Below are 12,938 nucleotides of genomic sequence, written 5' to 3'. Positions count from 1 at the left end.
TCGGGTCCGAAACTGGCGTAGTGTGCCGCAGCACCTGCGGGCAGGGTCATCCTGTCCGTTCTGGGCAAGTCGTTGACCCGCCGAACCAGCCTGCACGGAGTCCCCAGAACAGGGCACGCGTCAAGCCCACGGCCAATCCCTGGCAGCCAGTGCGCCACGGGCGACTTTGATCCCGTGTCTGGCGCCTCAGCGCCCCGACTGCAGGTCCGACGCCAGCCGCCCCAGCGTCCTGATCGCCCCGTCAAACCGCGCATCCCCCGGGTGCCCCACGTTCAGCCGCAAATGATGGGTGAATCGGTGGTCGGCCGAGAACAGCACGCCTGGCGCGGTGCTGATGGCGCAGGCCCTGGCCCGCTGGTGCAGCGCCAGCGCGTCCACCTCGGGCGGCAGCTCGACCCAGATGAAGTAGCCCCCTTCGGGCCGCGTGACGCGGGTGCCGGCCGGGAAGTGCCGCTCCACCAGCTTCAGCGCGTGCGCCTGCTGCGTGGCCAGGGCCTCGCGCAGGCGGCGCAGGTGCCGGTCGTAGCCGCCCTGGGCCAGGTAGTCCGCCACCGCCAGCTGCGGCGGAATGGCCGTGGCCAGCGAGGTCATCATCTTCAGCCGCTCCACCTGCGGTGCGTAGCGCCCGGCGGCGGCCCAGCCGACGCGGTAACCCGGCGCCAGACATTTGGAGAACGACGAACAGTGCAGCACCCCGCCCTGCTGGTCGAAGGCCTTGGCCGGCGGCGGGCGGCGCACGCCGGCGTGCAGTTCGCCGTACACGTCGTCCTCGATCAGCGGCACGCCGTGCTGCGCCAGCAGCGCCACCAGAGCCTGGCGCCGAGCCACCGGCATCAGCGCCCCCAGCGGGTTCTGGAAGCTGGGCATGAACCAGCAGGCGGCCACCTTCTGCCGCGCCAGCAGCTCGCCCAGCGCGGCCAGGTCCACGCCCTCCTTCGGGTCGGTCGCCACCTCCACCGCCTTCAGGTGCAGGCGTTCGAGCGCCTGCAGCGCGGCGTAAAACGTGGGCGACTCCACCACCACCACATCGCCCGGCTTCGTGACCGCCTGCAGGCACAGGTTGAGCGCCTCCATGGCGCCGTTGGTGATGATGAGTTCGTTGTCGGCCAGCGGCACGCCTTGCAGCGCGTAGCGTTTGCGCAGCGCCAGGCGCAGGCCTTCGTCGCCCGCGGTCAGCGCGCCGGTGATCTGGCTCGCCTTGAGGCGTCGCATGGCGCGCGCGCCGCTGCGCGCGAGTTCATCGAACGGGAACAGGTGCGGGGCCGGAAACGCCGAGCCCAGCGGCACCACGTCGGCGTCGCGGGTGGTGCCCAGCAGGTCGAACACCAGCTCGCTGATGGCCACCGGCGTGGCCTCGCTGCGTGGGGGCGCCGGCTCGGGGCCGGCGCGCAGCGGGCGGCGCGTGGCGCGCACGAAGTAGCCTGAACGGGCGCGCGCCTCGATCAGCCCCAGCGACTCCAGGTGGCCGTAGGCCTGGAACACGGTGGACGGGCTCACGCGCCGCTGCTCGCAGGTGACCCGCACCGAGGGCAGGCGTTCGCCCGGCCGCAGCAGGCCAGCGCGGATGGCGTCGGCCATGTCTTCGGCCAGCTGTTGGTATCGGGTCAGGCGGGTGCCGCTCATCTGATCTTCCCAGGTCCAGTTTCCCGAGATTGTTGCAGTGCAGGCGGTGGACGGCAAACCCGATGGTCCAACGGATGCCAGCGGTGCGTCTGCCGGCAGCTGGTCCCGCCGCGGTGTCGTCACAGCCAGCGCGACAACACGGCCAGCACCAGCGCGGTGGCCACGCCGTTCAAGCCCATGGCCAGTGCCGCGAAGGCCACGCTGCTGGGGTGCGTCTGCAACACCCGCGCGACGCCGATGGCGTGCGCCACCAGGCCGAGCGTGAAGCTGCGCACGACCTCGCCGTCCGCGCCGCCCCCTGGCCCTTCCCCCACCCGCAGCCAGCGCAGCAGCGGCCCCGCCAGCAAGGGGCCCAGCACGCCGGTGGCCACCACGGCCATCGCCGTCACCGCGGGCACACCGCCCGCGCGCTCGGCCGCCAGCAAGGCCATGGGCATGGTCGCGGCCTTGGGCGCCAGCGACAGGGCGAACGACATCGGCGTGCCCAGAAGGACGCACAGCGCCACGGTGCCCAGCACCGACACCAGACAACCCACCGCCAGCGCGGCCAGCAAGGGCACGGCCAGCCGCCGCAGCAAGGCGGCCTGCCGGTACAAGGGCACGGCCAGGGCGATGACGGCCGGCCCCGCCAACCAGCGCAGCACGCGGGTGGCCTCGGCGTACACCGGGTAGCTGGTGCCGGCCAGCGCCAGCGCGGCGAGCACCAGGCCCGTGCCGGTGAGCACGGGCAGGCAGAGCAGGTGGTGGCCGCTGCGCCGGTACAGCCACAGCGCGGCCAGGTAGGCCGCCAGCGTGATCGCTGACCAGAGCATCAACGGGGCGCCCGCTTCAGAAGCCGCTGCAGGGTCCAGGCGGTGACCACGATGGTCAGGGCCGTGACCCCCACGGACACCAGCAGGAACGCCACCGCGTGTTGCGCCAGCAGGCCGGCGTACAGGCCCACCGCCGCCACCGACGGGATGAGCAGCAGCATCAGATGCCGCAGCAGCGGCGCGCTCACGTCGTCCAGCGCCTGGGGCACGCGGCCCCGCAGCGCCAGCCCCGTCAGGAGCAGCAGCAAGCCCACCAGCGAACCGGGCACCGGCCAGCCGGTTCGCGCCACCAGGACGTCACCAAGGAACTGCAGCACCACCAGGCCCGCCATGGCCAGCAGGGCTTTGGCGGGCCGGGGCCACCGGCGAGTGTGTGAATCAGACATGGAACGAGTATCTCCGCGCCGCTGATGGCGACCCGGCTCAGAAACGGCTCTTTTTCCGGAAACAGCGGATCAGATGCGAAAAACAGCACCATCTGATCCGGTCTGATTTCATTTCAACTGAATCTTTGCAACCAGATGATCACCAGCGACCATCATGGCCATGCTCACCGACACCGGACTCCTTGGCACCGCTCCCGTTGTGAACGCGCTTCAGGCCTCACGCTCTCCCCTGCAGCGGGTGGTGGACTCCGGCCTGCTGCGCTGTGCGGTGCCCCGCGATCTCGGCGGCAACGGCGGCGGCCTCGACGATCTGGCGCATGCCGCCGGGCTTCTGCAACGGCAGGACCCAGCCGCCGCAGCGGTCCTGTGGGCGCAGCGCCTGGCCATCGAGGCGCTGGTGCAGACCGCCAACGTGGGGCTGCGGGAATTCTGGCTACCCGATTTTCTGAACGGCGACCGGGCGGCCACGCTGGCCCCGGGCGGCAAGGAACTGACCGCCGAAGACACGGGCCGGGGCTGGCTGCTGAGCGGCGTTTTTCATGGGGTGCCCAACCTGCCCTGGGAAGGTTCTTCACTGGTCGCCCCGGTGCGCCTGGGCGACGGCAACGCGGGCTGGGTGCTGCTGCGCAGCGAGGAAGACGGTCTGTCCGTTCACCCCGCCGCCCCCGGGCATGCCCACGCTTCGCTCCACCTGAACCGCGTCTTCTTCCGCGAAGACGAGTGGCTGGGCGAGCAACACATGGCCCAGCAGCTGGCCCCGGTGGCCGAGGCCCTGGCGCCCTGCCGGCCCCGCCCCCCTGCCCTGAACACCTGAACACCATGACCTCCCGCACCATCCCCATCGTCCCGGTCAACCACCGGCCCGCCGAAGACAAGATCCAGGTGCGCTCGATCACGGGCGTGTTCACCCGCTGGCGCTGGGCCATGGTCTGGATCACGCAGCTGGTCTACTACGGCCTGCCCTGGCTGACGGTGCACGGCCGCCAGGCCGTGCTGTTCGACCTGGAGGCCGGCCGCTTCTTCCTGTTCAGCGCGGTGCTCTACCCGCAGGACCTGATCTACCTCGCCGGCCTGCTGGTGATCAGCGCCCTGCTGCTGTTTTTTGCCACCACGGTGGCCGGTCGCGTGTGGTGCGGCTTCGCCTGCCCGCAGACGGTGTACACCGGGCTGTTCCAGTGGATCGAGCGCCGCACGGAGGGCGACCGCCAGGCCCGCCTGCGGCTGGACCGCGGCCCCTGGAACGCGCAGAAACTGCTGCGGCGCGGCGGCAAACACCTGGCCTGGGCGCTGCTGGCCCTGTGGACCGGCTTCACGCTGGTGGGCTACTTCACGCCCATCCGCGAACTGGCCCTGGCCGTGCCCGGTCAACTCGGCCCCTGGGAAGGTTTCTGGATCGGCTTCTACGGCCTGGCCACCTACGGCAATGCGGGCTTCCTGCGCGAGAGCGTGTGCCTGCACATGTGCCCCTACGGCCGCTTCCAGGGCTCGTTGATGGACCCACGCACGCTGAACGTGGCCTACGACCACCGCCGGGGCGAGCCGCGCCGGGCCGGCGCGGACAGCGACACCCGCGCCAAGTCCGCCGGGCACTGCATCGACTGCACGCTCTGCGTCCAGGTCTGCCCGACCGGCATTGACATCCGGGACGGCCTGCAGGCGGCCTGCATCGGTTGTGGACTGTGCATCGACGCATGCAACCAGGTGATGGACAAGATCGAGGCGCCCCGGGGCCTGATCCGCATGGCCTCGCTGCTGGAGCTGGGTGGCGACACCTCAAAGCCCGGGCGGTCCTTGAATCGGTTCTGGCGACCCCGCGTCGTGGTCTATGGCTCGCTGCTCCTGATCGCCATGGCCGCCATGACCACCGCCTTCCTGACCCGCGCCGAGGTGCGGCTCAACGTCGTTCGCGACCGCAGCGTGATGGCGCGCACGGTGGACCAGGGCGCGGTGGAGAACGTGTACACCCTGCAGCTGATGAACGCATCGGACCGCGCGCGGTCGCTGAACGTGGCCATTGAACCGTCCAGCGGGGTGAACCTGCTCGGCCCATCCACGGTGGTGTTGCCACCCGCCCAGGCCCACACCATCACGGTGACGGCCCACATGCCCCAGGCGGTCGCGGCCACGAAGGCGGGCGAGATCATCGACATCCACTTCGAGGTGACCGATCCCGGGCACCCGTCGCTCCCGCCCGTCCGGGAGCCCTCGACCTTCATCGTGCCGCGATAGGGTACCGGGCGGGATTCAGGGGGTCTTCACCGTCGTTTCCATCAGGCTGCGGGTGACGCGAGGCGGCTCCTCGCCCAGGTGGAAGGCCAGCTTGCGGTCGCGCAGCGCCACGTCGGCGGCGGTGACGCGGTCAAAGCGGCGCAGGTGATCGGTCCAGGACTCGTCGACGATGACCTCGACGAAGCGGCTGGGCTCGTGGATGTCGTGCAGCAGCTCCCACGACAAGGCCCCGTGGCGCAGGCGGCTGCGGCGCCCTTCGCCCAGCATCAGCTCCCGAAAGTCGGCCGCACGTGCGGGGTCGATGCGGTAGTCGATGGTCACCATCACATGGCCCTGGGGCGGCGGCGCGTGGATCTGGGGTGCGGGAAAGATGCGCTTGGGCGTGAGGTCGTCTTCCATCCCGGCGTCGGGCAACAGGCGGTTGGCCAGGAACATGGCGAGCAACCCCGTCGCGGCCGCGATGGCCAGGCTGACCGGCACGCTGGTCCAGGTGGCCACCTGGCCCCATATCGCGGCCCCCGTGGCGCTGGCGCCCATGATGGCCATCTGGTAGATGGACATGCCGCGCGCGCGCACCCAGTCGGGCAGGCCCATCTGGATCGAGACGCTGAGCGTGTTGGCGGTGGTGATCCAGGCCGCGCCGCCCAGAAACATCGCGGGCACCGCCACCCAGACCAGGTCGGTCCAGGCCATGGTCGCCATGGCGGCGGCCTGCAGGGCCGCGCCGCGCAGGATGAGCCCGTCGCGCGGATAGCGCCGGCGCAAGCCGGGCAGGAACGCCGTGGACGCGATGGCGCCCGCGCCCATGGCGGCCAGCAGCAGGGTGAAGGTGCCGGCGCCGCCGCCCTGCATGCCGCGCGCCAGCAGGGCCAGCAGCGCCATCAGCGCGGTCGAGTGGAAGAAGAAGATCGAGATGCGCAGCAGCACACCCTTGAGGTGGTAGGACTGAGCCACGTACTGCAGGCCCACGCGCATTGCGGAGCCCAGGCGCTCGCGCCCCAGCGGGTGCGGTATGTGCTCACGCTTCCAGCGGCTGATGATGACCGCGGCCACCAGCGAGAGCACCGCGTTGAGCAGGAACACCCAGGCGCTGCCGGCGCTGGCGATCAGCGCGCCGGCCACCAGTGGGCCGATGATGCGCGAGGCATTCATCGACACCCCGTTGAGCGCCAGTGCCGCCGGCAGCTGGGTGCGGGGCACGAGCTCGGGCACGATGGCCGAGAACACCGGCCAGCGCATGGCCAGGCCGATGCCGTTGGCGAAGGTCAGCGCCAGCAGCAGGGCCGGCGACATCACGTCCAGGAAGACGAAGACGCTCAGGATCGACGCCACCACGGCGATCCACAACTGCGTGACGAGGAAGTAGCGCTTGCGGTCCAGGCTGTCGGCCAGCGCGCCGCTGGGCAGGCCCAGCAGGAACACCGGCAGGGTGGAGGCCGTCTGCACCAGCGCGACCCAGAGCGGCGTGGTGGTGAGCGAGGTCATCATCCAGGCCGCCGCCACGTCGCTCATCCACATGCACACGTTGGCCATGAGCCAGGTGGTCCACAACATGCGGAACACCGGCAGGCGCAGCGGCGCGAGGGGAGACAGGTCGTCGTCGGTTCTGGGCATAGGGACCACACTGTAGAGGGCGCGCGCGCCTTCACGCTGAAACGACGGGAATCACCCCATGGCGTCGGGCGCCAGCGGGCACGCCCAGACACGGTCCGGAGCGCACGGCCTTGCGTTCAGCGGGACCAGGTTCGACAGGGGCGCCCGGTCACCCCGCCTGGCCCACGGCATCCTCATCGGCGCGCACCATCCGGTGCGTTCGCGAGTTCACGCGCCAAGCTGTCCAGTTCTTCACGCAAGGTACCGCGGCTGCGAAAGGGGCGGTTGGCCTGGTTGTACCAGTGCTCGGCGTCCTCCAGGTCGCCCTCCACAATGTGCACGATGCCGTGCAGCCAGGCACCGAGCTCGGAGGCGTCGCTCTGAACCAGGTTGTGCGCCTCGGTCCAGCGCCCGGCGTGCAGATGCTCCAGCACGGTGTGAAGAACGCCCATGGTTCGCTCCTTCAGCCGGCCACGATCTGGCCGATCAGTGAATCGACATCACCGTACAGCGTTTGGCCGCCCAGCAGCCGGTCGCCCGACGCGCGGTGCACGACCAGGGCCGGCACACCCTGCGCGCCCAGCGTCCGCATCAGGCGACGGGCCTGGCCCAGTCGCGCCGCGTGGCGCTCCATCAGATCGGCGTCGGCAGCCGCCAGCCGGTCGGCCGCCGCATCCAGACACAGGCTGCGCAACAGACCGCCAACCACCTGAACACTGCCGGTGTCCAGCCCCTCGACATAGCGTGCCTCCTGCAAAGCCTTCAGCACGTCCCGTTCGCGCTGCGGCTCGGTCAACGACACCGCCGTGAGGGCCAGCGTCATCGCTGCCGAATCGAAGGAGCTGCCGTGGCGACCCAGCACGTTCTGGCGGTAGGCCTCGGTGAAGCGCTGGCCCGTGAGCTGGGCGATGCGCTGGTCGTTGGACCAGGCGAACTCGGCAAAGGCCGCGTCCATGCGCCGACCGCCATCGGCAAACAGACCCGTGGGGGCGAGCGTCAGGTTGATCCCGCTGTGCTGCCCCAGCTTCTGAACCAGCGGCGAGGCGCCGTAGCACCAGCCGCACAGGGGATCGAACAGGTAGGTGACGGAGGTGCTCATGGTGTATCGCCTCACCACTTCATCTCGCCCTTGTTGACCTTGGCGCCGATGTCCAGCGACATCGCACCGTCGGTCAGCTGCGGGTAGGCCTTTTTCATGGCGTCGATCAGCTCGGCGCCGGTCTTGCTGGCGGCCAGGTTTTTCTCGAAGGTCTGCAGGTAGTCCTTGGTGAAGGCAATGGCGCTGGCGTCCACGGCGGAACCGGCCTTCATGTGACCAGGCACCACCAGCTCGGGCTTGAGGGCGGCCATTTCGTCGAGCTGGGCCACCCAGGCGGCGCGCTCGGCGGCACTTTGCGTGTCGGCGGTCCACACGTGCATGTGGCCAAAGACACCGATGTTGCCCACCACGGCCTTGATCGACGGGATCCAGGCGTAGGGACGGTGGGCCAGCAGGCCTTGCGTGCCACGGATTTCAATGGTCTGGCCTTCCAGCTTCAAGCTGTTGCCAACGAGCGCGCGTGGTGCCACGGGTTGGCGCGGCGCGTTGGCGCCCATCTTGGGGCCCCAGAACGCCACCTTGCCCGCCATCTTGGCGCTCAGCTTCTCCAGCACGGCGGGTGTGGTGACCACGTCGGCCTGGGGGAAGATCTCCTTGAGGGTTTCGACGCCGAAGTAGTAGTCCGGGTCGGCCTGGCTCACGTAGATGGTGGTGAGCCGCTTGCCGCTGTCGAGCACGTTGGCGGCGATGCGCAGCGCGTCGGCGCGGGTGAAGCCGGCATCGATCACCATGGCCTCTTTTTCGCTATAGACCAGGGTCGAGTTGACGTTGAAGCTGTTGCCGGCGGCGTTGTAGACCTTGACGGTCAGCGGCTGTGCGGCCTGGGCACTGGTGAAGGCGATGGCCAGTGAGGCGGCGACGACGGTGGTGCGGATCATGGAAGGCTCCTGTTGGATGGTTGAGGTGGCACTGTTCAGCGCTGGAACGAACTGTAGTTTCAGTATCCGAACAGATAAACCGCATAATCCGGCCATATATGTTTCAAAAACAGAGCAAATCATGGACCGCTTGACCGCCATGCGCGTGTTTGTGGCGGTGGCCGAGAGCGGCAGCTTCAGCGCCACGGCCGACAAACTGGAGATGTCGCGCGCCATGGTCACGCGCCATGTGGGCGCGCTGGAGCAGTGGCTGGGCGCCCGCCTGCTGCAGCGCACCACGCGCAGCGTCACGCTCACCGACGCGGGCGAGACCTGCCTGCGCCGCAGCCAGCAGATGCTGGCGCTGATGGACGACGTGGAACAGGAAACCAGCCGCCAAGACACCGCCTTGCGCGGGCAGTTGCGCGTCACCTGCAGCATCTCGTTCGCCTACGCGCAGATGGCGGCCGCACTGGCCGATTTCCTGAAGCTGCACCCGCAGCTCAAGATCGACCTGAACGCCAGCGAAGGTGCACTCAACCTGGTGGAGGCGCGCATCGACCTGGCCATCCGCATCAGCGCCGAGCCCGACCCTGCCTTGATCGGTCGTGTGCTGGCGCCTTGCGCTTCGGTGCTGGTGGCCTCTCCGGCCTACCTGGCGGAACATGGCACACCCACCACTCCGGCCGATCTGGAAGGCCACCGTTGCCTGAGTTTTGCCAACTTCGGCAAAAGCGTCTGGACGCTCATCCGTGGGAAGGAACAAAGCCGGGTCGGCGTGCGCAGCCAGCTCAGCGCCAACGAGGCCACCGCCTTGTTGCAAGCTGCATTGGCGGGCGGCGGTGTGGCGCTGCAGCCGACCTACCTGGCCAACCCGCACCTGGCCGATGGCACGCTCGTGGCGGTGCTGCCCGACTGGCAACCACCCGACATGGCCATCCACGCGCTCTACCCCTCACGCAAGCACTTGTCGCCCGCGGTGCGCGCCTTGATGGACTTTCTGGTGCAGCGCTTTGCCACCCCGCGCTGGTAGGGGCAATAAAAAACCCCGTAAGTCCTGAAACTTACGGGGTTTTCCGTCTGGTGGGCGGTGCAGGGTTCGAACCTGCGACCCCTGCCGTGTGAAGGCAGTGCTCTACCACTGAGCTAACCGCCCAAATGATCTGTGTTCTTTCGATCCGATCATTCGGAAGCCTCAGATTATAGCCTGTTTTTCTCAGATTTCTGAAGCGCTGTGCAACTCATGCGGTTTCGAGCTGCCGCCAGAGCGTTTTTCCTTTGCAGGCCTTGTCGATGTCCGCCAGCGCGACACCGTGTGCAGCGACCTCCTGCTCATTGGCCCGCAGCACCGGCAACACCACCTGACTGAGGTCCACCTGCACCGACACCTCGCCGGCCACCTCGGTGGTGCCCACGTCCATCAGCAGCGCGTCCTGCCCGCGCGTCATGTTGATGTACACATCGGCCAGCAACTCGGCGTCCAGCAAGGCGCCGTGCAAAGTGCGGCCGGAGTTGTCCACCTCCAGCCGGTCGCACAGGGCATCGAGGCCGTTGCGCTTGCCCGGGAACATCTCCTTGGCCATCACCAGTGTGTCGATCACGCCCGCCACGTGCGCCTTCATGGGCGGGCGCTTCAAACGCTCCAGCTCCTTGTTCAGGAAGCTGATGTCGAACGGCGCGTTGTGGATGATGAGTTCGGCATCTTTGAGGTACGCCAGCACCTCGTCCGCAATCTGGGCGAACTTCGGCTTGTCGCGCAGAAACTCGTTGCTGATGCCGTGGACCTTGAGCGCGTCTTCGTGGCTGTCGCGCTCCGGGTTGACGTAGAAATGCAGGTTGTTGCCGGTGAGCTTGCGGTTGAACAACTCGACGCAGCCGATTTCAATGATGCGGTCGCCGTTTTCAGCCGACAGGCCGGTGGTTTCCGTGTCCAGAACAATTTGTCTCATGGCTTTCTCGCATCAGTGGTGATCCACCGCCGGGCCGCCCCAAGGTGGATCAGCCCCCTCGGGGGGCAGCGACCCGCGAAGCGGCGAAGCGTGGGGGTCAATGATTCTCTTTGGCGTGGTTGATCGAATACTTCGGGATCTCGATCGTCACGTCCTGCTGCGCCAGGATGGCCTGGCACGACAGGCGGGACTGCGGCTCCAGACCCCAGGCGCGGTCGAGCATGTCTTCCTCGTTCTCGTCGAGCTCATTGAGGCTGTTGTAACCCTCGCGCACGATCACGTGGCAGGTGGTGCAGGCGCACACCATGTCGCAGGCGTGCTCGATCGAGATGTCATTGTCCAGCAGGGCTTCGCAGATGGAGGTGCCAGCGGGCGCGCTGACCTGGGTGCCTTGTGGGCAGTATTCGGGGTGGGGCAGTATTTTGATGATGGGCATGGGGTTCTCGGGCCTTGGGCGCGACTCAGACTTCTTCCAGCCGCTTGCCGGCCAGGGCGTGCTGGATGCCCCGGTTCATGCGCATGGCGGCGAACGCTTCGGTGCCTTTGGCCAGGGCCGTGGTCGCTGCCTCGATCACAGCAGCCTCGTCGCCGGTCGCGACCTCGGCGAGTTGGTTCATCAGCACATGGATGGCTTCGCGCTCGGCGGGGTCCAGCAGGTCCCCGTCGGCGGCCAGGGCGCTGCGGGTGGCGGCGATCATGCGGTCGGCATCCACCCGGGCCTCGACCAGCGCGCGGGCGGCCATGTCTTGCTGTGCGGTGGCGAAGCTGTCTTGCAGCATCGACGCGATCTGCTCGTCCGACAAGCCGTAGGACGGCTTGACATCGATCCTGGTTTCCACGCCGCTGCCCTGCTCTTTCGCGCTCACCGACAGCAGGCCATCGGCATCGACCGTGAAGCTCACGCGGATGCGGGCCGCGCCCGCCGCCATCGGCGGGATGCCGCGCAGCGTGAAGCGCGCGAGGCTGCGGCAGTCGGCCACCAGGTCGCGCTCACCCTGCACCACATGCAGCGCCAGCGCGGTCTGGCCGTCCTGGTAGGTGGTGAAATCTTGCGCCAGCGCGGTGGGGATGGGGCTGTTGCGCGGCACGATGCGTTCGACCAGGCCGCCCATGGTCTCGATGCCGAGCGAGAGCGGAATCACATCCAGCAGCAGCAGGTCACCGTCGCGGCTGTTGCCGGCCAGTGCGTTGGCCTGGATCGCGGCGCCCAGCGCCACCACCTCGTCGGGGTTCAGGTTGGTCAGCGGCTCCTGGCCGAAGAACTCGCCCACGGTGCGCCGGATCACCGGCATGCGGGTGGAGCCACCCACCATCACCACGCCTTTGACCTCGTCTTTGCCGATGCCGGCATCTCGCAGCACCTTGCGCAAGGCGGTCATGGTGCGGGCGGTCAGGCCGGCGGTGCAGGCTTCGAACTCGGCAGGGGTCACGGTCTGGCGCAGCGCCTGGCCGGCCACCATGGCCTCGAACACGACGCCGTCATCGCCTGCTTTCACACTGGACAAGGCCTCCTTGCAGCGGCGGGCCTCGGCGTGCAGACCCGCGCGCTCGGACGCGGTGGGCGCATGGGCCACGCCCAGCTGCGCCAGCACCCAGGCCGCCAGCGCCTGGTCAAAATCGTCACCGCCCAGCGCGGAATCGCCGCCGGTGGCCATGACCTCGAACACGCCGCGCGTCAGGCGCAGGATGGAGATGTCGAAAGTGCCACCACCAAGGTCGTAGATCGCGTAAATGCCTTCCGAACCGTTGTCCAGACCGTAGGCGATGGCCGCGGCCGTGGGCTCGTTGATCAGCCGCAGCACGTTGATGCCGGCCAGCTGCGCCGCGTCTTTGGTGGCCTGGCGCTGCGCGTCGTCGAAGTACGCGGGCACGGTGATCACCGCACCGAAGAGTTCGTCGTCAAAGCTGTCTTCGGCGCGAAAACGCAGCGTGGCCAGGATCTCGGCACTCACTTCCATGGGTGTCTTGAGCCCTGCCACGGTATCGACCACGGCCATGCCGTTGTCGTCCACCACCGAGTACGGCAGCTTGTCCGCATCGACCACCTGAGACCGCGTGCGACCCATCAGGCGCTTGACGGAGCTCACGGTGTTCGCCGGATCGCCGACCTGCGCGGCCAGCGCTTCAAAGCCGATCTGCCGCCCGGCGCCGCCTTGAGCGGGATCGAGGTAACGCACCACACTCGGCAAGATCACCCGGCCATCGGCCGACGGCAGGCATTCGGACACACCATGGCGCACCGCCGCCACCAGCGAATGCGTGGTGCCCAGGTCGATGCCCACCGCCACCCGGCGCTGGTGCGGATCAAGGGACTGGCCGGGTTCGGAAATCTGCAGGAGTGCCATGGGCGCGGGGTTTCAGTGGAGCTGGAAATCGGTCGGATGCGGAGC

13 protein-coding genes and 1 tRNA gene are annotated in these 12,938 nt (G+C 68.4%); 3 read left to right on the top strand and 11 right to left on the bottom strand.

Going from position 1 to position 12,938, the window contains the following annotated elements:
* Nucleotides 1-186: 186 nt before the first annotated feature.
* The 3 genes from IM738_RS06660 to IM738_RS06650 form a co-directional block, all read right to left on the bottom strand.
* Nucleotides 187-1,623, bottom strand: a complete 1,437-nt coding sequence (locus tag IM738_RS06660; RefSeq protein WP_272907811.1) for an aminotransferase-like domain-containing protein — start codon at nt 1,621-1,623, stop codon at nt 187-189.
* A 119-nt stretch (nt 1,624-1,742) separates the two neighbouring features.
* Nucleotides 1,743-2,435, bottom strand: coding sequence for an LrgB family protein (locus IM738_RS06655; RefSeq protein ID WP_236965098.1), 693 nt, complete (start codon nt 2,433-2,435; stop codon nt 1,743-1,745).
* A complete protein-coding gene (locus IM738_RS06650) occupies nt 2,435-2,821 on the bottom strand; it encodes a CidA/LrgA family protein (protein ID WP_236965097.1) in 387 nt (128 codons plus the stop codon). The genes IM738_RS06655 and IM738_RS06650 overlap by 1 nt, the downstream gene beginning before the upstream one ends.
* 160 nt (nt 2,822-2,981) lie before the next feature.
* On the opposite strand from IM738_RS06650, the gene IM738_RS06645 reads away from it, so the two are divergent.
* Both IM738_RS06645 and ccoG read left to right on the top strand, forming a co-directional pair.
* Nucleotides 2,982-3,635: an acyl-CoA dehydrogenase family protein gene (locus IM738_RS06645; protein WP_236965096.1), complete on the top strand. Its 654-nt coding sequence runs from the start codon at nt 2,982-2,984 to the stop codon at nt 3,633-3,635.
* Nucleotides 3,636-3,640: 5 nt separating this feature from the next.
* Nucleotides 3,641-5,050, top strand: coding sequence for a cytochrome c oxidase accessory protein CcoG (gene ccoG, locus IM738_RS06640; RefSeq protein WP_236965095.1), 1,410 nt, complete (start codon nt 3,641-3,643; stop codon nt 5,048-5,050).
* A 15-nt stretch (nt 5,051-5,065) separates the two neighbouring features.
* On the opposite strand, the gene IM738_RS06635 is transcribed toward ccoG, so the two are convergent.
* From IM738_RS06635 to IM738_RS06620, 4 genes are all read right to left on the bottom strand, one after another.
* Nucleotides 5,066-6,664, bottom strand: a complete 1,599-nt coding sequence (locus IM738_RS06635; RefSeq protein WP_236965094.1) for an MFS transporter — start codon at nt 6,662-6,664, stop codon at nt 5,066-5,068.
* Between the two features lie 173 nt (nt 6,665-6,837).
* On the bottom strand, nt 6,838-7,095 hold the full coding sequence (locus tag IM738_RS06630; protein ID WP_236965093.1) for a hypothetical protein: 258 nt from the start codon (nt 7,093-7,095) through the stop codon (nt 6,838-6,840).
* An 11-nt stretch (nt 7,096-7,106) separates the two neighbouring features.
* The gene (locus tag IM738_RS06625; protein WP_236965092.1) at nt 7,107-7,742 is read right to left on the bottom strand and encodes a DsbA family protein; all 636 of its coding nucleotides are present in this window, start codon (nt 7,740-7,742) and stop codon (nt 7,107-7,109) included.
* A gap of 11 nt (nt 7,743-7,753) precedes the next feature.
* The gene (locus IM738_RS06620; RefSeq protein WP_236965091.1) at nt 7,754-8,620 is read right to left on the bottom strand and encodes an MBL fold metallo-hydrolase; all 867 of its coding nucleotides are present in this window, start codon (nt 8,618-8,620) and stop codon (nt 7,754-7,756) included.
* Between the two features lie 121 nt (nt 8,621-8,741).
* On the opposite strand from IM738_RS06620, the gene IM738_RS06615 reads away from it, so the two are divergent.
* A complete protein-coding gene (locus IM738_RS06615; RefSeq protein WP_236965090.1) occupies nt 8,742-9,632 on the top strand; it encodes a LysR family transcriptional regulator in 891 nt (296 codons plus the stop codon).
* Between the two features lie 48 nt (nt 9,633-9,680).
* On the opposite strand, the gene IM738_RS06610 is transcribed toward IM738_RS06615, so the two are convergent.
* The 4 genes from IM738_RS06610 to hscA form a co-directional block, all read right to left on the bottom strand.
* Nucleotides 9,681-9,755 (bottom strand) — tRNA-Val (locus IM738_RS06610).
* Nucleotides 9,756-9,840: 85 nt separating this feature from the next.
* Nucleotides 9,841-10,548: a DNA polymerase III subunit epsilon gene (gene dnaQ / locus IM738_RS06605; RefSeq protein ID WP_236965089.1), complete on the bottom strand. Its 708-nt coding sequence runs from the start codon at nt 10,546-10,548 to the stop codon at nt 9,841-9,843.
* 97 nt (nt 10,549-10,645) lie between these two features.
* Nucleotides 10,646-10,984: an ISC system 2Fe-2S type ferredoxin gene (gene fdx / locus IM738_RS06600; protein ID WP_236965088.1), complete on the bottom strand. Its 339-nt coding sequence runs from the start codon at nt 10,982-10,984 to the stop codon at nt 10,646-10,648.
* 25 nt (nt 10,985-11,009) lie between these two features.
* On the bottom strand, nt 11,010-12,893 hold the full coding sequence (gene hscA, locus IM738_RS06595; protein ID WP_236965087.1) for a Fe-S protein assembly chaperone HscA: 1,884 nt from the start codon (nt 12,891-12,893) through the stop codon (nt 11,010-11,012).
* Nucleotides 12,894-12,938 lie beyond the last annotated feature (45 nt).

The organism is Hydrogenophaga sp. SL48 (genome assembly GCF_021729865.1).
GTDB lineage: Bacteria > Pseudomonadota > Gammaproteobacteria > Burkholderiales > Burkholderiaceae_C > Hydrogenophaga.
The sequence above is the reverse complement of the archived record's forward strand: the minus strand, read 5'-3'. Positions and strand labels throughout refer to the sequence as shown.